23 protein-coding genes are annotated in these 21,689 nt (G+C 31.2%); 4 read left to right on the top strand and 19 right to left on the bottom strand.

From position 1 onward, the window contains the following. Positions 1-190: 190 nt before the first annotated feature. The 5 genes from FF125_RS13535 to FF125_RS13515 form a co-directional block, all read right to left on the bottom strand. Positions 191-1,138: a HipA domain-containing protein gene (locus FF125_RS13535; protein WP_138950266.1), complete on the bottom strand. Its 948-nt coding sequence runs from the start codon at positions 1,136-1,138 to the stop codon at positions 191-193. Then, positions 1,128-1,346 (bottom strand): HipA N-terminal domain-containing protein, encoded by a 219-nt coding sequence (locus FF125_RS22320; protein WP_394344130.1) that lies wholly within the window; start codon positions 1,344-1,346, stop codon positions 1,128-1,130. The genes FF125_RS13535 and FF125_RS22320 overlap by 11 nt, the downstream gene beginning before the upstream one ends. 115 nt (positions 1,347-1,461) lie before the next feature. Continuing rightward, positions 1,462-1,671: a type II toxin-antitoxin system Y4mF family antitoxin gene (locus FF125_RS13525; RefSeq protein WP_117883152.1), complete on the bottom strand. Its 210-nt coding sequence runs from the start codon at positions 1,669-1,671 to the stop codon at positions 1,462-1,464. A 183-nt stretch (positions 1,672-1,854) separates the two neighbouring features. Then, positions 1,855-2,517, bottom strand: a complete 663-nt coding sequence (locus FF125_RS13520) for a hypothetical protein (protein WP_138950265.1) — start codon at positions 2,515-2,517, stop codon at positions 1,855-1,857. Next, a complete protein-coding gene (locus FF125_RS13515; RefSeq protein WP_138950264.1) occupies positions 2,504-3,961 on the bottom strand; it encodes a pyridoxal phosphate-dependent decarboxylase family protein in 1,458 nt (485 codons plus the stop codon). Before FF125_RS13515 ends, FF125_RS13520 begins: the two co-directional genes overlap by 14 nt. A 226-nt stretch (positions 3,962-4,187) precedes the next feature. On the opposite strand from FF125_RS13515, the gene nadA reads away from it, so the two are divergent. Together nadA and nadB are read left to right on the top strand one after the other, a co-directional pair. Next, the gene (gene nadA, locus FF125_RS13510) at positions 4,188-5,183 is read left to right on the top strand and encodes a quinolinate synthase NadA (protein ID WP_138950263.1); all 996 of its coding nucleotides are present in this window, start codon (positions 4,188-4,190) and stop codon (positions 5,181-5,183) included. 6 nt (positions 5,184-5,189) lie between these two features. Beyond that, complete coding sequence (gene nadB / locus FF125_RS13505; RefSeq protein ID WP_250629585.1) at positions 5,190-6,779, top strand: L-aspartate oxidase; 1,590 nt, start codon at positions 5,190-5,192, stop codon at positions 6,777-6,779. 52 nt (positions 6,780-6,831) lie between these two features. Here the strand turns inward: nadB and FF125_RS13500 are convergent, their stop codons facing one another. From FF125_RS13500 to FF125_RS13455, 10 genes are all read right to left on the bottom strand, one after another. Beyond that, positions 6,832-8,640, bottom strand: coding sequence for a hypothetical protein (locus FF125_RS13500; RefSeq protein ID WP_138950262.1), 1,809 nt, complete (start codon positions 8,638-8,640; stop codon positions 6,832-6,834). A gap of 127 nt (positions 8,641-8,767) precedes the next feature. Next, entirely contained in the window at positions 8,768-9,550 is a 783-nt protein-coding gene (locus FF125_RS13495; protein ID WP_138950261.1) for an ABC transporter permease, read from the bottom strand. Beyond that, positions 9,543-10,262, bottom strand: coding sequence for an ABC transporter ATP-binding protein (locus FF125_RS13490; RefSeq protein ID WP_138950260.1), 720 nt, complete (start codon positions 10,260-10,262; stop codon positions 9,543-9,545). The genes FF125_RS13495 and FF125_RS13490 overlap by 8 nt, the downstream gene beginning before the upstream one ends. Beyond that, positions 10,259-11,494, bottom strand: a complete 1,236-nt coding sequence (locus tag FF125_RS13485) for a nitrous oxide reductase family maturation protein NosD (protein ID WP_138950259.1) — start codon at positions 11,492-11,494, stop codon at positions 10,259-10,261. The genes FF125_RS13490 and FF125_RS13485 overlap by 4 nt, the downstream gene beginning before the upstream one ends. A 4-nt stretch (positions 11,495-11,498) precedes the next feature. Next, entirely contained in the window at positions 11,499-11,786 is a 288-nt protein-coding gene (locus FF125_RS13480) for a cupin domain-containing protein (RefSeq protein WP_138950258.1), read from the bottom strand. 68 nt (positions 11,787-11,854) lie between these two features. Further along, on the bottom strand, positions 11,855-12,301 hold the full coding sequence (locus FF125_RS13475) for a nitrous oxide reductase accessory protein NosL (RefSeq protein ID WP_138950257.1): 447 nt from the start codon (positions 12,299-12,301) through the stop codon (positions 11,855-11,857). Between the two features lie 78 nt (positions 12,302-12,379). Continuing rightward, complete coding sequence (locus FF125_RS13470; RefSeq protein ID WP_138950256.1) at positions 12,380-12,991, bottom strand: hypothetical protein; 612 nt, start codon at positions 12,989-12,991, stop codon at positions 12,380-12,382. Positions 12,992-13,119: 128 nt separating this feature from the next. Then, positions 13,120-15,087, bottom strand: coding sequence for a Sec-dependent nitrous-oxide reductase (gene nosZ, locus FF125_RS13465; RefSeq protein ID WP_138950255.1), 1,968 nt, complete (start codon positions 15,085-15,087; stop codon positions 13,120-13,122). Positions 15,088-15,114: 27 nt separating this feature from the next. Then, complete coding sequence (locus FF125_RS13460) at positions 15,115-15,579, bottom strand: c-type cytochrome (RefSeq protein ID WP_138950254.1); 465 nt, start codon at positions 15,577-15,579, stop codon at positions 15,115-15,117. 41 nt (positions 15,580-15,620) lie between these two features. Next, positions 15,621-16,208 carry a fasciclin domain-containing protein gene (locus FF125_RS13455; protein ID WP_138950253.1) on the bottom strand — a complete coding sequence of 196 codons (588 nt, stop codon included), beginning with the start codon at positions 16,206-16,208 and terminating at the stop codon, positions 15,621-15,623. Between the two features lie 121 nt (positions 16,209-16,329). Between FF125_RS13455 and FF125_RS13450 the strand changes: the two genes are divergently transcribed. Then, a complete protein-coding gene (locus FF125_RS13450; protein WP_138950252.1) occupies positions 16,330-16,758 on the top strand; it encodes an RrF2 family transcriptional regulator in 429 nt (142 codons plus the stop codon). 101 nt (positions 16,759-16,859) lie between these two features. Here the strand turns inward: FF125_RS13450 and hemN are convergent, their stop codons facing one another. Further along, positions 16,860-18,227, bottom strand: a complete 1,368-nt coding sequence (hemN, locus tag FF125_RS13445) for an oxygen-independent coproporphyrinogen III oxidase (RefSeq protein ID WP_138950251.1) — start codon at positions 18,225-18,227, stop codon at positions 16,860-16,862. Positions 18,228-18,344: 117 nt separating this feature from the next. Here hemN and FF125_RS13440 point away from each other — a divergent pair, with 117 nt between their 5' ends. Next, positions 18,345-19,169 (top strand): universal stress protein, encoded by an 825-nt coding sequence (locus tag FF125_RS13440; RefSeq protein ID WP_175418928.1) that lies wholly within the window; start codon positions 18,345-18,347, stop codon positions 19,167-19,169. A gap of 148 nt (positions 19,170-19,317) precedes the next feature. Here the strand turns inward: FF125_RS13440 and FF125_RS13435 are convergent, their stop codons facing one another. From FF125_RS13435 to FF125_RS13425, 3 genes are all read right to left on the bottom strand, one after another. Beyond that, on the bottom strand, positions 19,318-19,755 hold the full coding sequence (locus FF125_RS13435; protein WP_138950249.1) for a hypothetical protein: 438 nt from the start codon (positions 19,753-19,755) through the stop codon (positions 19,318-19,320). 614 nt (positions 19,756-20,369) lie between these two features. Continuing rightward, a complete protein-coding gene (locus FF125_RS13430) occupies positions 20,370-20,759 on the bottom strand; it encodes a hypothetical protein (RefSeq protein ID WP_138950248.1) in 390 nt (129 codons plus the stop codon). Positions 20,760-20,773: 14 nt separating this feature from the next. Next, the gene (locus FF125_RS13425; RefSeq protein ID WP_250629584.1) at positions 20,774-21,670 is read right to left on the bottom strand and encodes a universal stress protein; all 897 of its coding nucleotides are present in this window, start codon (positions 21,668-21,670) and stop codon (positions 20,774-20,776) included. Positions 21,671-21,689: the final 19 nt, after the last annotated feature.

Genomic DNA, 21,689 nt, shown 5'->3' with positions numbered 1-21,689 from the left:
TTTGGCTTAGGTTTCGGTGTGAAATTATCTAACTTGTGCCGCCTTTTGGCAATAATTGACATGCTTTAGCATGAGAGGACTATTCCGTGAGCACCAAGCCATGGTTTAAAGATAGCAATTTTTGGTAAAAGCCCGAAGCTTCGCGGCTGACACAATGGATGATAGTGGTAGTTGTGGTTGTGGTTTCGTCTTATTCTTTATGTCCTAATTGTTTGTATCTACCTTCTAGCAACTCTTTATAGGCAGTTTTCATTTCATTTGATAGAAACGATCGATCAATCCAATTGAATGCTTTTGATTTATTCTTTATCATTCGATTAAAAGCTCCTTTAATCTGTTTAGGATTTAATCCTAATCCTTCTGCTAACTGTTCAAAGTGTTCACGTTTTAACTTCTTTTTCTTCCAAACTAATGTCAGTGCAAGTTCTTCTGTATCTTCTGGAAACACAATTGCAACATTCAAAAGGTCATAGGCAGGACACAAAATCCAACCAGAAGGGCTTTCGATCATCGAGAAGTTCTTTAAGTGCATATCGCTATTTCCTGTTAAAAAGGAGAAAAGAGCTACGTCAAAGAAAAAGGTTTTATCAAGCAAAGTGTTACTTGAATAGTGGTCTAATGCTTTTCCAATTTTCTCCATTGAACCTTTATACTTATCAAATGCTTCAGTGATCTGAAACATATCGAGCATGTGGATTTTTTCTCCAGTTTCTGTTCGGTCAACTCGTTTAGTTATATAGGAAAGTTCTCCAGATAAAATTCGAATCAATGATGATGGTACTACTCGAATTCCTAAAGCTTCACCTATTCGCATTGTTACATGTTCGTTTTCAGGCATTTCTGGAAATCTGTCAGTAGGTGGTTTAAATATAAATTGTCCACCTAATGCACCAACTACAGTCAGTCGTGTGTCCGAATTCTCCTTGGTTTCTTTGACCATAGACATAGATAGTTTCGGCTGAACCCCTGGGATAGCAATACTTCGCTCTACGACATTTTTCGCAAGTTCGTCCATTTGGTCAAGCGAATATTCAATTTTAGGAGGTGTTGGTGTTCCAAAGAATTCAATTGAACACTTTTCGTGAAAGTCCAGTTCATTTTCAACAGGTTCATAACAATATAAGCATTTATGCTCCATTTTCTTCTTCTGTTATAGGTTCCACACTTACTGCACCGATACAATTCTGACAGCAGGTCAGAAGTAATCCCATACGATCATTTTTATTGATTTTCCAGTTTTTGGAAGCTATATCTAACAACCACCCTTCAGGTATCAATCCTTCAAAAAAAGGAAAGAGTCGCTTCTCTTTATATGGCTTCTCTCTAACTGGCATAGTGAACGTAATGAAGTCATTTGGATGATCTTTGGCGTATTGATTGTTATATTGAAATTCATATTCACCCTATTCGTCTCCGTAATAATGCCAGCCAAATGGTTTTTATAAAATACCTTTCCCTTTCTCATTCAGCCCGTTTTTTACTATTAACAGGAGCTAATTCATGTCCAAACATATTAAGAACTAGATTTACCTTATCCATATTTAGATTCGTTTTACCCTGTTCGATTTTACGTACAACAGTTAGTGCTACTCCTGCTCGTTCAGCGAATTCTTTCTGAGTCAGATTAACTTCTTTTCTCCGTTCTTTGACAAACTCTGCTAATTGCTTCATTATATGCTTTTAAATATAATATTAAACAAATATATTAAATTATATGCAATTAGATATAATTTGATGCTAAAACATTAATTTATATGTTTTAGCATATAAATATAATATTCTAATCAAGATTTTTTAAATGACATACAACAATTATACAAGCATACTTGAACTATCCGTAAATATAATTAGAATTTAATTTACAAATTCAATGGTGTCAAGCTTAATGTTGTTACTATTTTGCAAGCGAGCTTTTAAAAGTAAATAATCTTCGTATTTGAGGTCTTTATCAAAAGTTAAGTGGACAGTTGTTTTCTTTTCTGGCGATCGTTTTACAAAATAATTATTCAAATTGTCTATTGAAATTACGCTGTCATTTATGGCCAACCCCTTTTGATTATAATCTATTACTACATGTTTATTCAGTGTGTCTTTTAAAAATGAATTTTTGTCAATGCTTTTATTAGTGTCAAAATAAATAACATCAAACTTAACCATAGATAAGAGGTTCGCATCAGAATCTACATAAGAGAAATAATTAAAATCGTCTTCATCTTTTTCATGTAAAGCAGGTTTCTCTCTTTTTTCTGTTAGCTTCTGTAAATAGGGTACCACTAAAGACATGGGTAAATTTTTGTCAATATTATAGATCCAACTTGTGGTGGCAATGCTGTTTTTTCTATTTAATGTAGCAATGGTATCACCATCTTTTTCTTCTGCAAAAATCCAAATCTGAGAATTGTCATAAATAGTATCTTGTATACCCGCAACATTTAATACAGGAATTTTTATGGTCTTTTTTGTACAGCCAACAACTGTAATTAATGTAAAAATAAATAAATATTTATATAGATTCATGAGTCATGTTTTTAATAAATGTTGTCGCAAATTTTTCGCAAGAATTAAGCGTGTCTTTTATATCGTCAAGCGTAGTTCTCGGGTTAATAAGACACATTCTCAATACCACTTGGTCTTGTAAAATAGTAGTAACCAAAACAGCACTGTGTGAATTTAATATTTCTTTGGAGATATACTGATTTAACGCATCTAATTCTTTTTCAGTTAAGTTTTGTTCAATCGGATTACATCTGAAGTTAATAATAGCTAGTGTTGCAGGTGAAACCACTTCCCATTTTGAACTTTTTCGTAAGAAATCTTCTACATTTTCGGTAAGTGAAATACCTGACTGTATGGCTTCTTTAAATTGATCTAATCCAAACGTTTTTATAGACATATAGAGTTTTAACGCTCTAAAACCACGTGTTAATTGAATACCATGATCATAAAAATTTATTTCAGATTCATTACCTTCAATATCTCGTAAATAAACGGGTTTCTCGCTAAACGTTTTACTTAACCATTTGTGATTTCTCACCAAAAGGCATCCAATTTCATATGGTTGAAAAAACCATTTGTGAGGATCTACCGTAAGAGAATCTGCTCTTTCAATGCCTTTTAAATAGGTTTTTCCTTTATCAGCTAAAATAGCAGCTCCACCATAAGCACCATCAACATGCATCCATAAATTTTCTTTGGCACAGATATCAGCTATTTCTTCTAAAGGGTCTACAGTACCCGTGTTTGTTGTACCAGCAGAAGCAATAATACAAAAAGGGGTATAACCTTCCAATTTGTCTTTAGCAATAGCATTTTTAAGCTTATTTAAAGACATTTTAAATTCCATGTCTGTAGGAATTATCCTTACTTGTCGTTCTTTAAAACCCAACACCCTGATTGCTTTAATATTTGAAGAATGGGCTTGGTCAGATAGATATATAGTGGCTTTTGAATACTCATTTTTACACTTAATTCGCCTAGCAGTAGTCAAGGCCGTTAAATTTGCCATTGAGCCACCACTGGTTAAAATACCACCACCTTCTACCACAGGAAAATGAAACATTTCTAAAAACCAGTTGATCACTACAATTTCTAATTCTGCTGCAGCAGGAGAAGTTGACCATCCACCAGAGAAAATATTAAAACCAGAAGCAATGGCGTCTGCCATAGCACTTATAAAATTACTAGGACTAGGAACAAACGAGTAAAACTTAGGATGTGTTAAAAAGTCGACATTAGTTAAAACGTTATCGACAACATCTTGTAAAACTTTTTCTGGTGAGCTGGGTTTATTGGGGATAGGCTGCTGTAGGAGTTCATCCATCTGTTTTCTATCGGCTAGACTGACTATGTTTGTAGAGCTTAAGTCTCCAAAATGAGAAACAATTAAATCTACAACTTTATAGCCATATTGTTGCATTTCCTCTGTGGTTAATGTGAGAGGGGCATGTGTTTTTTCGGGCATAAAATCTACTTCAATTAGTATATGAAAAAATGAAATTTGTTAGGTGTAAATTTACAAAAAAGTGAAGAAGATAGTAGTGAAATAGATATTAATATACCAAACTAATCAGTGAAATGAGATTCCTATAAATTAGCTAAGTTTTTTTTTCTAAAGTAAATAAATTGTCAACCTTATAAACAAAAACTATCTTTGTTCAGTATCAAAATATATACGATAAAATTGAACTATGGAGATTTTAGAAAAAGCAAAGAGAAATATAGAGAATAAGGGGTTTTTAGAAATAAATACACCAGATATTGATTATGTTGTTGAAATAAAAAGATTAAAAAAAGAAAAGAATGCCGTAATCTTAGCTCATTATTATCAAATTGATGAAATTCAGGCCATAGCTGATTTTGTTGGTGATAGCTTGTATTTAGCACAAAAGGCAGCTGAAACTGATGCAGATATGATTGTTTTTGCTGGGGTACATTTTATGGCTGAAACCGCTAAAATTTTAAATCCAACCAAAAAAGTGGTATTACCTGATTTAAAAGCCGGTTGCTCATTGGCAGATAGTTGTCCGCCAAAAGAATTTGCGGCATTTAAAAAAGAGCATCCAAATCATGTTGTGGTTACTTATATAAACTGTTCGGCAGAAATTAAGGCCTTAAGCGATATTGTATGTACCTCTTCTAATGCCAAAAAGATAATTGATTCTATCCCAATGGATCAACCAATTATTTTTGCACCTGATAGAAATTTAGGTGCTTATTTAAATAAGGAGACAGGTAGAGAAATGTTACTTTGGGATGGTGCATGTATGGTCCATGAAGCATTTTCTGTCGAAAAATTAATTACACTATATCAAAAGCATCCAACGGCTGAAATTATTGCTCATCCAGAATCTCAAGCTCATATTTTAAAAGCAGCATCTTATATAGGTTCTACTTCAGGTTTGTTAAATCATGTAAAGAATAGCGATAAAGAGACATTTATTGTGGCCACAGAGGCGGGAATTTTATATCAAATGATGTTAGATAATCCTGATAAAGAGATAATACCAGCTCCGGCTAAAGAAGATAATACCTGTGCCTGTAGCGAATGTATGTATATGAAAATGAATAACATGAAGAAATTGTATTTATGTATGCAGTATGAATTACCAGCTATTGAAGTTGACAAAGATCTAAGTAAAAAAGCCATAGTTTCAATTAACAGAATGTTAGAATTATCTAAGTAAATTCAAATGAAAAGTAATACAGAATTGTATAAAACGGATTTTTTGGTATTGGGTTCTGGTATTTCAGGATTAAGTTTTGCTTTAAAAATCGCTGAAAAATATAAAGATGCCACAGTTACTATTGTTACAAAAAATGAAATTGACGAATCTAATACGAAATATGCTCAAGGCGGAATAGCTTCTGTTTATAATCAATCAGTAGATACTTTTGAGCAACATATTGAAGATACGTTAGTTGCAGGAGATGGCTTGTGTGATGAAAAGGTGGTGCGTATGGTCATAAAAGATGCTCCGACCAGAATTCAAGAATTGATTGATTGGGGTACTCGGTTTGATACTAATAAGAAAGGAACTTTTGATTTAGGAAAAGAAGGTGGTCATTCACAAAATAGAGTTTTACATTATAAAGATATTACTGGAGGCGAAATAGAACGGGCTTTAATTGAACAAGTAAAAGAGGCTGATAATATCAATTACTTGACATATCATTATGCCATTGATTTAATTACAGAGCATCAAGCTCAAAAGAAAAAAACGAAAAGAAATTCTAAATTATCATGTTTTGGAGCTTATGTTTTGGATGCTAAAGCTGATGTTGTAAAAACATTTGTTTCTAAATTTACATTGTTAGCAACAGGTGGCAGTGGGCAGGTTTATACAACGACTACAAATCCGGAAGTAGCAACAGGAGACGGCTTAGGTTTAGCCTACAGGGCAAAAGCGGAAATATCTGAAGTTGAGTTCATTCAGTTTCATCCAACGGCATTGTATAACCCAGGTGAATATCCAGCATTTTTAATCTCTGAAGCTGTGAGAGGTTTTGGTGCCAAATTAAGAGATTTTAAGAAGCAAAAATTTATGCATCGCTACGACGATCGTGAAGAATTAGCTTCTAGAGATATTGTGGCAAGAGCAATTGATAATGAATTGAAAAGGAGTGGTGCGGCTCATGTATATCTGGATTGTACACATTTAGATTTTGAAAAGTTTCAAGCACACTTTCCAAATATTACCGAGAAATGTGCATCTTTAGGTATTGATATTCGTAACGATTTTATACCCGTAGTACCTGCGTCGCATTATATCTGTGGAGGCGTAAATGTAAATAAGAAAGCGAAAACTTCAATCAAAAATTTATATGCCTGCGGAGAGGTTTCTAGAACAGGTTTACACGGTGCAAACAGACTAGCATCAAATTCTTTACTGGAAGCTCTTGTGTATTCACATCGAGCTTTTTTAAATGCATCTAAAAAGTATGCAAAGGTGAACATGCCAGATAATATTCCCGTTTGGAATGATAGTGGTGTTGTAAAGAATATGGAAAACATATTAATTACGCACGATAGGGCAGAAGTTAAAACAATAATGAGTAATTATGTAGGTATTGTAAGGTCTGATGAAAGATTGTTAAGGGCAGAAAGAAGGCTAAAAGGCTTGTATGAAGACAATAAAAGATTGTATGATCATTCCGAATTATCTATAGACCTCTGTGAATTGAGAAACCTAATAACAACCGCCTACTTAATAACCCAATTTTCAAAGAATAGAAAAACCAATTGTGGAGGTTTTTATAATTTAGATTTGATTGGTAACTAAAAAAATCCCCTACTGTAAAGTATACAAAAGGGGATTGATATTTTTATTATAATTATGCTTTTTCTAGCATACTTTCTTTTTTTAGTTCTATATCAGTTACAATTTGTTTCAAGTTACGTTTACTCGTTTCAAGTTCATTGAAAATAGAAACCTTTGCATCTCTAAAGTTTGCGGTAACTGAATTAAATAAATTGTGATAATAGGTAATTCCTTCATTTAGGTTATTACTAAATTTCTTAAAATATTTTTCTTGTTTGGCATCCATCGAAGTTGCCGTTTCTTCCAATTTATTTTTAAGATATTCAATATAAATATTCAATTCTTTAATGAACATATTCGGTCTATCAGATCTAGAAATCATGTTTGCTCTTCCATAAATATGGTCAGTTATGTTTTTTAGACTCATTTTATCAGAGAAATATGCCAAATTCGGACCAGGACAAATAGAAACACCAGTGCCTTCTTTTTTGGTTTCTACACCATGGCTCAATAAAGAAGAGGTTCCTAACCCAACACAAACACAAGATTTTTCTATAATTTTAGTATATTCTTTTTCATGTTCAATTTCTGATAAATTTTGTTCAGCTAAGCTATTTAGTTTTAAGTGCTGATATTGTCTTGAAGCTGTACACAAGCCTTTTTTATCAAACTCATAGTTTAAGGCTACGTATTTTTTTGGGCATGCACTTCCAGGTCTATTTTTTGCGATATTTTTAAACTTTTGTTCGTCTTTTGTATTTCCTCTAAGGTTATTAAAAGGAACGCCTAAAGGAGAGATATTACTTAAGTATAAATCTTTTTCTTTTGCGTCTTCTAATTTTTCTAAGGTATCAACATCAACGGTTGTCGCTTCTGGAACTAGTAAAAATGGCGTACCCCATCCTACAGAATCAACTTTGTAATGATCTAATAAAAAGTCATGTTCTTCTGAAGTACCAACACCACCTTGGGCTGTTATTTTTAAAGCTAATGGTTCTTTTGGGATGGTTTTGTTTTTATCCGCTAATGCCTTTATTAAGAGTTCATGAACCGTTTGCGTAATTTCTTGTTTATGGTCTCTAAATTCTGCCAATATTGGGCCTAATAAATTTCCATCAGTTGCAAAGGCATGTCCACCACAATTTAAACCAGACTCAACGCGATATTCTGAAACCCAGATTCCTTTTTTTGCTAAAAATTTCCCTTGAATTAATGCAGAACGATAATCGCTAACTTTTAAAACAATCTTTTTGTCAACTTCACCTTTTTCATTTGGATAAAATGCGTCAAAGTTTTCAAGATAAGCATAAAGTCTTGGGTTCATACCTGCAGAAAGAATCACAGAGGCATTTAAATCGCTTTCTGCAAAACCTCTTAAGGCAGCATGAGCATCATTAAATTCAATGGGTAATTTTTCGTCACCAATATAATTGTCTTTGTCAACCTTGGTCATGATATTAACATCTATACTACCTTTGGTAATCGTAGTGTCAATCCATGTTCTTATGTCTTCTAGATTAAAATGGTGGGCTGTAATTTTTTTAAACTCTTTTTTTATGGAGGAGCTGTCTGGTAACCGATTAAAATATTCTTTTACATCAGCGGCTGAATTCTTTAATTCTTCAAATTTTTTGTCGACCAAATTATTCATCATATTTAAATAAGATGTAACTCGTTTGGCTCTGAAATCATTAATTTTATCAGTAATTGCAGTGTATGGAATCTCCAGTTTTTCACTATACATTTTCCTGAGTTTTTCAAGTAAAATGTCGTCCACTAAAGAAATAACAGAATCGATGCCTAAATGAGCAACTTTATAAGGGGTATCTATAGTGTAACCGATACCCATAACAGGTATATGAAAAGAGTGAGCTTTTGTCATGTTTTATGATTAAAATTTGTATAAACCTAGCAAAGTCAAAAATAGGATTAACAAATAAGCAAAAACATGATGATTATCATGTAATTATGAATTATGATTGATTTAACATTCAATTAAGATTTAAAAATTAAAAATCTTTTCTTTTTGATTTAAATAGGATTCTTAATATGGGAAAAACAACCCAAAGAGAAAGTACACTAAAAGAAATTACCATGCCGAAATTAGTACCGAAGAATTTTTGAAAAACAGCACCTGTATAGCCGAGTAGGGCAGAGATGTCTAATTTTAAAAGTATTAAAATTCTCGATAAATCTATAGGGTTAAACATGGTTGCTACTAAAGAGAATTTATCTAATGGATATTCTTGAAGCATTACTAGAGAAATTAAAAATAGCCCATCATAAATTACAGCTAAAAATAACCACATTAAAATAGCATAACCAAAGCCTTTAATTTTATTTTCGTTAGAAAGAGCAATATTAAATGCCAAGGCTACAAAGATAAAAGTCAAAAATGCACCAACCACTATAAGAGATAAAAAATTAAAAATTTCTGATGATTGTAGTAGTCCATATGCTAAAAATGGGATACCTAAACCAATCACTAAACTTAAAGAGAGTGAAATGGCCACTCCTAAATATTGACCAATAAAAATGGTTGATCTTTTTAAGGGTTGGGCTAACAATAACTCCGTAAACTCACGGGAGTTATAATAATACATAACCCCAAAAATGGTTCCTATTAATGGTGTAAGTACCACAATAATATTCATTAAAGTAATAACCGCTTTTGACACGTCATTATTTAAAAATAGTAATACAGAACCTAAGCCTAAATAGAATAAAAAATATACGTAACTCCAACTGCTACGCATTAAATCGTAAAAACTATATTTTAATATTTTAAACATTTTCTTTTGTTAAAATTGCTGCAATAGCATGTTCTAAATCGGTTTGTTTGGTCTGCTCTTTTATGGCAGCTAATGTTCCTTTAAAATAGATTTTACCATCTAATAGAAACACAATTTCATCAGCCATTTCTTCTACAAAACTCATAATGTGAGAAGTAATTAATATCATTTTACCCTTTTCTTTTTCAGCCAAGATTATTTTTTTAAGATTGAGTAAAGAAATTGGGTCTAAACCAGTTGTGGGCTCATCTAAGATAATTAGTTCACTATCAAACATAAAAGTCAGTAGGATGTTTACTTTTTGCTTCGTACCACCTGATAAGTTGCCTAGTTTTTTGTCTAGAAAAGGTTCTAAACGAAACAAATCAATAAATTCTTGATCAGCCGCAGGTTTAGGTCTTAGGTTTTTAACCATTTTAATCAATTCGTTTACACTTAAATTGCTTGGAAAATTGGCAATTTGTGGTAAATAATTGATGTTATTCCTATATTGATGTTTTTTTAAGACACTTTTTCCTTGAATTTCAATTTCCCCTTTATTGGGAATAACCATCCCTAAAATACTTTTAATTAATGTTGTTTTACCGGAGCCGTTAGGACCTAAAACTGCAAAAATGCCACCTTCAGAAGTATTGGGGTTAATGGTCAAGTCTAGCCCTTTTAAGACTTCAACCTTTCCAAATTTTTTATATAAATTTTTTATTTCTATCATTTAATAGGAGTCATTAATGGTGTACTGTCTACCAATTCATCAGGTGTGAACACTGGTGACACTTTTTCTGAAAAATTGATAATATCTACAAATAAACTTCGCAATAATATAATTGTTTCTGGGGTTTTATTTACGATATAAGAAAATAGCTTTACAGGACGATAAGGAATGTCACCTATGCCATTTTTATCTAAATCGTACCCCGTATATGAGCTCCAATAATTACTGTCAAATTTATTATCGTTCATATTGCTGTTGTATGAAATGTCAAAAGAATTGTTTAAAAAATTATTTTCCTTAAATATATTGGCATAACAAGCACCAGCAATTTTTACAGACCAACCGTTGCTTATAAAATTATTTTTGAGATAATTTATTCTGGTAGAACCTTCAACGTTAATACCAATAGTGTTTTCTTGAAAAGTATTGTTTTCAATTTCGGCATCATAAATTTCTTTTAAAAGTAATCCGTAAGATGCAGTTCCCCAGTTTTTGGTAAATGTGTTGCCAGTCATTTTAATAAATTTGGAAAACATAACAGCAACGCCGGCACCATTATTCGTAAATGTATTGTTATGGTATTCGTTATGGTTTGAAAACATAAAATGTAAACCATAACGCATATTGTCATAGCTTTGGTTATTGGTAACCTTAGTTTCTTTGGTAAATTCTAAATAAATACCATCTCTTAAATTATGTGCTTTATTTCCATCAATAAGCATATTTGAACAATTCCATAAATGAATGCCATTACCTGAGGCTGATTGATCTATCGCTTGACTTGAAACATGATTTTTAACGATTTTTCCATGATGAGATTTTTCAATTAGAAAACCAAAAAAGACACTCTCTAAGGTATTGTTTTCAAAAGTGAAATGGTTACTCTGAGAAATATAAACGGCTGCATAATCTTTGGTATAACTTTTCCCTGGGTTTTTAATTACCAGTCCGGTAACAGAAACACTGTCAGATTTTACAATAAGTACATATCCTTTTTTTTCTCCATCAATTATTGGATTACCCTCACCAATTATTTGTAAAGGCTTGTCAATTATAACATTGCTTTCTAAGTACGTACCCTTTTGTATCGTTATTTTATCATGTGGTTTAGATTTAGCGATAGCATCTGTAAGTGAGTTAACATCGCAAGTAGCACATACCTCTATAGATTGAGTATAACTATTTGAAATTATAAAAAGGAATAATAAAAGGGGAAGTGTTTTCTTTAGCATTTTACTATCTAATTATCAAAAATCTAGAATTTTTATGAGCAGTAACGTAATGCTCAATGTTTTTTTCAAAACTATAACACTGATGTTTAGCTAAAGTAACAATTTTATTTTCAATATGGAAATCGATTTTTCCCTCTAAAACAACAAGAAGAGTAGTTTTGGGTGATGTATGTGTTGGAAAAGTTTCACCTTTTTCTAAGCTTATTAACAACGTTTCAGTACTATCTGTTGTAAAGATTTTAGTAACGTTTAAACCTTTAATAGGGATGTCTGTAATACTATTTTTATTCATTTTTTAGATTTAAAAAAGCTGCCCTAAATTTAAAGTTTAAGACAGCTTTAGCTAATTTGAGTGAGTATTTATTTACCTTGAGAACCAGACTGATAACGTGCCAGTAGCTCTTTCCAGTTATAGCTTTTGTCTACATCAGTTTTGATAAGCTTTGCTACATCTTCTTTATTTTTGAAAGCAGATAGGTTAGCTCCCATAGGACTTTTTATTGCAGGAGAAATTAAAAAGGTTGCGGAATTGGCATCTATTAATGTTGTGGGATTTAGATAGTCTGTAACCAGAAATAATTCCATTTTGCTTTTATCTTTATCCTTCATGTCATTTAACATACATTCAATAGCATCATATTTAAAAGACTTCCCTTTTTTAGTAACAATTTGAGCAGCATGTGTTTTATCTACAATTGTCATTTTACAAAAATTGCAGGCATCTTTACCATATTCAATTTTTGAGGGTTCAATAGCACATGAAACCAATATCAGAGATAATGAAAGTAAAAAAAATAATTTTTTCATTTTTGTCTAGATTTAACTATTCCAATTATACCGCTCTCATTACACCACACAATGAGTGACACTCGAACAGACACTGTTTTATGCCTTTTTATGCTCTTTTTTTCCTACAAAAAATGCAACTATTGTAAGCATCATTCCTACAAACATCATGTAAGCACCTGTGTGCGGTAATGAAGTAACATCAAAATTTAACATTTTTTGATACCCTAATAATGGTGGTTTGTATGTCATAGGTGTTCCATCAGGATTTATTACTTTTATAATAGCATGTGGATCTAAATCTCCACCATACTCAGTTAACCATTGGTTGAAATCATACATACCTAATACCCCTAAAATGGACATAAGTATAAACCAACCGATAAACCATTTATAGGAAACTTTCCCCATAAAACCTAAAATACCAATAAGAACTCCTAATGCCACCATACCTCCAATAACTTTAGGAAAGGCGGAGAATTCCCACATTTCTTCTGGTTTAGGTATTACTTTCATACCAATATAATGGTTTAAGCCATCTATATTTTGTAAATCAAATTCGGAAACCCCCTTGATACCATCAATATAAATATCCATACCTAACGGTTCAGGATATTGAGGTGCTCCTAACATAATATTCCATAAAGGAAATTTGAATAGGCCCATTAGTAATAAAGAGCCGATAATCATTATAATACCTGCTTTTTTCATCTTATTGTAATTATGCTCCTTTTGGAGTGATTGGTAGAATGAGGTAATCTATAAGTAAAAACAAAAAGGCTGTACGAAACTAAAGGATTGAAATTTTCAATACAGCCTTTTCAAACTAAAATAATTGTTTATTCACCGTCTAAAGACCATGATAGCTCTATATCTGAATTTGCTGGTGATACTCTGACATATCCCTGCATTTCTTGATGCAATGCACTACAGAAATCTGTACAATAGAAAGGCCAAACACCTACTTGTTTAGGTTCCCATGTAAGGGTTTTTGTTTGTCCTGGCATAATTAGCAATTCAGAATTGTTTGCACCGATCATAGCAAATCCATGAGGTACATCAAAATCTTGTTCGTGGTTTGTGATATGGAAATATACTTTATCACCAACTTTAACACCTTCAATATTATCTGGTGTAAAATGAGATCTAATCATTGCCATAGATATATGTACTTCTTTACCATTTCTAGTCACTTTGGCTTGATCTGGAGAAGTTATGGCATATGGATGTTTGTTCTCATCTAATCTGTAGATTTTTTGTGAATTACCTTTGATTAGATCAGCTGGAATACCTGCAGCATAATGAGGTTCACCATGTGTTGGAAAATCATAAATTAACTCCATTTTTTCACCTGAAATATCATATAGTTGTGCTGAATGCTCTAACTCAGGTCCAGTTGGTAAATAACGGTCCTTCGTAATTTTATTCATGGCAACCACGTATTTTCCGAAAGGTTTTCTAGAATTTCCACCAGGAATCATTAAGTGACCTACTGAATAATAAGTAGGTTTTCTATCAATTACTTCCCAAGTACCTATTTTCCATTTTACTACTTCAGAAGAAATAAAGAATGTAGTATACGCATTTCCTTTATCATCAAATTCTGTATGTAATGGGCCTAAACCACCAGATTTTACAACACCAGCTAAAATATCTTCATATTTTAAGATTGGAATTCCATAAGCATCACCGTCAAATTTTTTGTTTTCAATAGCATCTAACATTTTTGCAAATGAATGTACTGTTAAGTCTGCTGATAATTTACCATTACCGATAATGTATTCTCCTGAAGGAGTTACATCACAACCATGAGGTGATTTTGGAGTAGGTAAGAAATAAATAGCTCCAGGTATATCTGCAGGGTTTACAGTCAATACTTCTTTTTCCATAGTAGAAGTAGCCGTATGTGTATGCTCATCATAAACGTTGTGTGCATAATTTGCCGGCATTTTAGTACCACCACCATTATTTACATATTCTTCAATTTTTTTCCAATTGATCGCAGCAATGAAATCTTTGTCATTTTGAGAAGCATTTACTTCTAATAATGAGTTCGCTTCTTCTGTATTGTAAGTAGTAAAGAAGAACCAACCATGAGACTTATCTCTACCAGGGTGAGAAAGATCATAGTTAAAACCTGGCATTAATATTTGAAATTTAATACCCATTCTACCCGTTTCTTTATCTACACTAATAAAAGATAAAGCTCCTTTAAATTTACCTTTATATTCATTAATAGGTAAATCAGCTTGAGGAACAGGAACAGAAAAACGTGTACCTGCAACTACATATTCTGTGTTTTCAGTTATAAATGAAGAACTATGGTTACCTGCACTATTAGGTACTTCAATAATTTCTTCAGTTTCAAAAGTTTTAAGACTAATTCTAGCAATACGTGGTGTATTGTTACCATTTATAAATACCCATCTACCATCTAAAACACCATTGGTTTGAGAAATATCAGGGTGGTGAGAATCATCCCAAGGTACCATACCAAATGAAGTATTTAGCATTGGTTTAGTTTCTTCAGAGTAACCATAACCTGTGGTTGGAAACTGAGAAAAAACAGGAATCTCTTTAAACATTCTACCAGAAGGTAAACCATAAACAGTAAGGTTACCACTATAACCTCCAGACATAAACGCATAAAACTCGTCATATTCACCTGGTGCAACATACACTTTTTCGGCGTTACTGCTATTTAAAGCACTATTGTTACCCGAAGATTTACCATTATTATTACCACAACTGCTCAGTAAAACAGAAGCCGAAAATAACAGCGTCATTATTTTAAGTATTGATTTCATATAAAGTTAATTTAAAGTTTGATTTATTTATAATGTTCTAAAATATTCTAAGACAGCTCTTGCTTGTTCTTCCGTCAAATTCTGATTTGACATTGGAGACAAATATTCAGCTAATAATGCTTTTGCAATAGGATCTTCTTTAACCATTCCGTCAGGATTCAAAATCATATTCATAACCCATTCTGGACTTCTTCTTTCCAATATTCCTTTTGGAGCAGGACCGATAAACTTTTTTTCAGCTTTATGACAAGCAGTACACATTTTTTCATATACTTCCTTACCTGTTTTTGCTAATTCTTGATCTACTTCAGCAGCTAAGGTTACACTTGTAATAGGTCCAATTCCTTTATTTTGCATTGGATCAACTTCTACAACCTCTTCTTTTACGACTTCTTCTTTTGGAGCCTCAGTACTATCCTTTTTTGTTTTGTCACCACAACTTACCAATACAGCAAGTGAGAGCACAAATACGCTTAAAATTACTTTTTTCATTATTTTAGTTTTTAGTTTAATTATTTATTGAATTGAAACGCTTATTTATCTTTAGGTACAATCACATCTCCTATGACGTGAATCCAACCGTTGCTAACTTTTACTGTTTTTAATATTTTAGTTCCGCCAACATAAAGACCATCATCCTTTTTCACTACTTCTAAATATTCTCCGGAAGCCATATATAATTTACGACCCTTTTTAGCTTCTTTTTCTAATTGTGTGTCTGGATAATTTGCCGGAGCTACATGGTTTTTTAAAATAAAGGCTAATTTTTCTTTGTTTTCGGGCTTTACTAATGTTTCAACAGTACCTTCTGGTAATTTACCGAATGCTTCGTTGGTAGGAGCGAAAATTGTTAAAGGACCCGCATTTACAACTGAGTTTTCTAAACCAGCAGCTTCAATAGCCGTTACTAATGTTGAAAAATCAGGTAATGATTGAGCCACTTGTAATGCATTTGCATCAGACACTTTATCTGTAACAGAAGCTTGACCTTGATTTTCTGATGCTTCTGGTGAAGCTTGTTCAGTAGCAGCTGGTGTTGTTTCTGTGCTTTCTTGTTTTTCATTTTTACAAGAAATCATGATGGCGATGATTAAAATTGGAATTAGAGTTTTAAGTTTCATAATATAAAGTTTGTTAATTTTGTACAAATATATAAGTAGTGCTTAAATGAAAATATGACATTTGTCATATAAAAAGATATTATTATCTTTTTACTTTGTTATCTTGTTAAAATTATAAAATATGCTTTCAAAATCTAGTACTTACGCCATTAGAGCAGTACTGTTTTTATCATTAAATTCTGATGATGAAAAAAAATATAATCCAAAATCAATTGCTGAAATAATTGATATACCAGCTCCTTTTTTAGCTAAAACCTTGCAAGAACTTACCAAAAGAAATATTATTTCTTCAAGAAAGGGTAGGAACGGAGGTTTTTACCTTACGGATGCTGATAGACAAAATTCAATGATATCTATAGTAGCTGCCATAGATGGGTTAGAAAAATTTCAAGGATGTTCTTTAGGTTTACCTGTTTGTGATAGTGAAAACCCTTGTCCAATTCATCATTTAGTATCACCCTTAAGAAATAAATTAGTAGGGGAACTCACAAACAAAACAATTGCAAGTTTCTCTAAGGAAATAAAAGAGGGACATACACACCTTTTTTAATCTTCTTTCCGCTAGGTTTAACTTTAGTTTATAATCCTTAAAATTAATTTATAAGCTACCATTTTTACCTTATTCTCGGTCTAAATTTTTGCATCTTAATATCATACTGTCAATGAAAATAATTTGGTATTTGGCTTGTTACGAACCATTCGTAAATCAAATGCCATACATATATTTCTTACAAATGCCCTTGCATTTTCAGGAATAATGAGTTCATCATCTAAAATTACAACTAAGCCATCTTTTTCTAATTCCTTTAAACGGCCTAATGTTTCTGAAAGCTCCTTAAATTTCATATTGTCATTTTTCCAAGAAGTTTTAAAATGACACATAATGTTTAGTATGTGTTTTCTGATTATTAAATCTTCTTCGGTTAATAAATGACCCTTTAAAAGAGGAAGTACTCCTTTTTCAATTTGATCTTGATATGCTTTTAACGTTTTCTCATTTTGTGAAAAACTATACCAAGAATCGCTAATGGCAGACATGCCCAACCCTATCATTAATTGTGTTGGATTTGTAGTGTATCCCATAAAGTTCCTGTGCATATTAGCATCTTTAAAAGCTCTAGAGAGGGAATCTGTTGGTAATGCAAAATGATCCATGCCCGTTTCAATATATCCTAGGTTCAGTAACATATGTTTACCCATTTCATATAGTTTTCGTTTTTCATCACCATTAGGTATATCTGAATCTTTAAAACCTCTTTGACCAACACCTTTAATCCATGGTACATGAGCATAACTATAAAACGAAATACGTTCAGGTTTTAATTCTTTCGTTTTTTTTATGGTATCTATAATGTCGTTAATGGTCTGAAACGGTAATCCGAAAATAAGGTCGTGGCTAATAGAAGTGTAGCCAATATCTCTAGCCCATTGCGTTACATTTTTTACATCTTCAAAAGACTGCTTTCTATTGATCGCTTTTTGAATTTTTTCTGAATAATCTTGTACACCATAACTCACTCGAGTAAAACCTAAATTATATAAGGTTTGTAAATGTTCTTTGGTAGTATTGTTAGGATGACCTTCAAAACTAAATTCAAAATCTCTATGTAAATCAACTGTTTTTAGAATGGTTTTTATCAACAGTTCTAAATTTTCCACATCAAAAAAAGTAGGAGTCCCACCACCTAAATGTAACTCTTTTAACAACGGTTTTTTATCAAATTGTTGCAAGTAAAGTTGCCACTCAGCTAACAACGTTTCAATATAGGGTGTTTCTAATTCATGTCGCTTCGTAATGTATTTATGACAAGCACAAAAAGTACACAAACTTTCACAAAAAGGAAGGTGTAGATATAAACTAATTCCCTTTGAAGAATTGCTTTCATCAAAAGACTTTTTAATGGATTGCTTCCAGCTATTTTCATCTATGCTATCTTCATTCCAATAAGGAACTGTAGGGTAACTAGTATATCTTGGACCAGGTACATTATACTTTTGAATTAATGTTGAATTTGGCATAGGATTAACTTATTTTCTTGTTGCCAAAATTAATGTTGTTATGATGGAGATACAATGATAAATGTCATATTTACAATACGTTGTAATTTGTATTTTTATAAGAGAAAAAATATAATTATGAAACGGATACTATTATTAACAGATTTTTCAAAGAATGCTAGTAATGCTATAACATATGCGATGCAGTTTTTTAGTGGAGACACCATTACGTTTTATGTGCTCAATGTGCAGAAAGTTTCCAAATATATTACAAGTGATTTAATTGCATCTCCCAAAAAATCTATTTACGATTCTGTCATAAAAAATCCTAAAAAAGCATTAGAGATTTTAGTAAATGATTTAAAGAAAGAATACGCTAATGAAGACTATACTTTTGAAGGAATTTGTGATTATGATAGCTTTGTCAGTGCTATAAAACAATTAGTAGAAATTGAACATGTGGATATGATTGTGATGGGAACAAATGGAGCTTCAAGTATAAAAGAAGCTGTTTTTGGTTCTAATACAATTCAGGTTATTGAAAAAGTTGATTTACCTATTTTGGTTATTCCTAAAAAGCACAAGTTCTGTAAACCATCGCAAGTTTTATTTATCAATGAAACAGAAATAAGTTTAGAAAAGAATATTGTAAAACCATTACTTGGTATAATATCAAAATTTAATTCACATCTGAATGTATTAACAATGGTTAATCAGAATGAACAAGATAAATATAACCTTCAAAAAGAGACCTTAAATTCATTTTTTAAAGACACCATACTGAACTTTTATACGGACCAAAATAAGTCAATTGAAAATGCCGTTGAGCATATTATAGCAACAAAAGAAGTGCATTTAGTTGCTAAAATTATACATGTCGAATCTTTTTTTAAAAGAATATTTACAAAGGCGAGTATGACAGAGATAACGTATGCTAGTAAAATACCTTTATTGTTTTTGTAAGTTATTTCAAGTGCTTTTTTAAAGTAGATTCTTTAAGGAAAAAGTGTTGTGAAGTTCGTATTAGCAATAAAAGATAGTAAAGGTTCTTAACCTAAAAGGTTATAACCGATACTATCTTTTAAGTCCTTTTCATAGAAATAGGTCCTTTTCATAGTAATTTTTTTTGCTCTTTCTTTCTCATTTGATCTTCTACAATGCTAAAAATTTGTTTTTTTAATAATTTAGAATTTTTAATATAGGCATTAACTTTAAATTCTAAATCTTGATGCATTTTTAAATAATTTGGATTGCTGGTAACACTACCTGTGTAAATTAGTTTAGATAATAGGTTTTCCTGATATTGAATCAATTTCATAAATGCATTATATGATTCTTTTTCTTGAGTTATTTTTTTTATTATTTTATTGATTTCATCAGACAAACCAGAATCAATAATATCAATATAATAGGTACTTAATAAATCATTAAAAAAATGTAATTCATCATTAATAAAACTTACTTCAGAAATCCAAAGTTTTGAGTCATCATGCAATTCTTCAATGCTTTTAACTCTGCCCAACCAATCTTTTTTGATTTTAGTTTCCATTTTAAGTTATTTATAGTGTTATAAAAATTAGAATGAAACAGAAGTATTTGTTAGCCTCTAATTAAAGAATTAGTATAGTACTTCTATCAATTTTTTTTGATGATGCTTTAGCTTCTTCCATTTGCAATAAATAAAATTTAAAAATTGCCTAATGTATAAGCTTTAGAATCATGAATACTAATATACTTATAATGATTCTAATTTGAAATGATATATATCAGTTACATAATTAGATATCAAGAGGTAAATTTTTCTTTTGTTAAAACTATTATAATTGGATTTCATAAAAAATGATCCGGATCAATTCGTGAAAATACCGGCGTTAGTAATTTTGATTGAATTACAAATAGATACAATCATGAAAAATTTAATTGTTTTAGTGCTGTGCTTTTTTGTCAATCAGATTTTTTTTCACCTTTTAATGAGGATTTGGCAGCTGTAAAAAAAATGACTCTAAAATTTTACCTCCAAGTTTTTTCTCCAATATTATTGCTTCTAGTTTAATTGTTATAAAAAATAAAAATAGGATGTTCATTTATGTTAGGTTAAATTATAAAACAGGTGAGTATTAACTTACCTGTTTTATAATAAATATTAATGAGGAAAAATATTTTTTAAAACGGTACAATACCATAGGCCATATTTAAAAGGAAAACACCTACTAAAAATAATAGCATATATAATAGCTGTAAAAATTTAATATTTATAATGTTTATCCAATTGATGGTTTTGTCAGGAAAAACAAATAAAGACAAACCAATTAGAAGTGATATATATCCAATAAATGTAATTACAATCGTCCAACTATCTTCCCAAATATTGTGAAATAAAATATTTAGTAAGCCAATTATAATGGCTATGAAAGCCGTAATTATAAGAAATTTTTGATCTTTCAAATCTTCAAAGATTTGTTTGATCCTTTTAGGGTTTAGACTTAATATCAAAAAGAAAATAATTAAATACCATCCCCAAAATTTTGCTAAAAAAATAGATATATTTTCCATAATTATTATGTTTTTTATTCATGTAATACGATAAAGGGAATCTTAGTTCGATAACTTATCTCTTCTACAGTTGGCTTAAACATAACTTGCTGAAAAAGAGTTAAGTTTTTTGCTACCATAAATATCATATCTATATCTCTGCTTTCTACAAAACATTCAATACCTGCTTCAATTTTTTTATTACTTATTCTATGAAAACTATGGGGGATTGTACTTAAAACTTCCTCTAAATATTCTTTATTTTCTAATTGGAATTGTGTTAATTCCTCATTTTTTTTAGCAACATGGACTACTCTAATAATAGTATCATGTTTTTTAGAAAATTCTAAAATATCACTTATAATTTTGGTGTGATAAAATATGTTATAGTCAGTCGGAAAAGCTATTTCTTTAGGGGGCTTAAATGTTGCTTTTTCAGGTATAACCATTACAGGTATTTTTACCTTTGTAATTAAATCGCCAGTATTACTGCCAATTACTATTTTTTTAATACCAGAGGCACCTTTAGTTGCCATAACAACAAGGTCAATCTTTTTTTCTTCAATTTGCCCCCTTATGGAATCAATAAAATAATCGTAACTAGGTATGGTAATAAAAGTATGTTTGGTATTTAAATCTATTTTCTTAATCCTATTTAATAGGTCTTGTAAATCAGATTTCGATTGCTGTAATAGTTCCTTTTCTACAGAGCCACTGAAGGGGAGTGGGGGCGTTTCACCACTTGCATAATTAATAATCGGAGTAACATGTAGTAAATAAAAATTACATGTTGATTTTTCAAAATACTTTATGGAATATGCGATAGCATTCCATGAATTTTCCGAAAAGTCTGTGGGGATTAAAATATTAGTCATCATTCTATTCGTTCTATAATTTACATCTAAATTAGACGTGTTATAGATTTTATACAATGATATATATCAATTTAAA

It is taken from the genome of Aureibaculum algae, assembly GCF_006065315.1.
In the GTDB taxonomy this organism is placed as follows: domain Bacteria; phylum Bacteroidota; class Bacteroidia; order Flavobacteriales; family Flavobacteriaceae; genus Aureibaculum; species Aureibaculum algae.
Note: the sequence above shows the minus strand (reverse complement) of the source record. Positions and strands in the feature narration are given on the sequence as shown.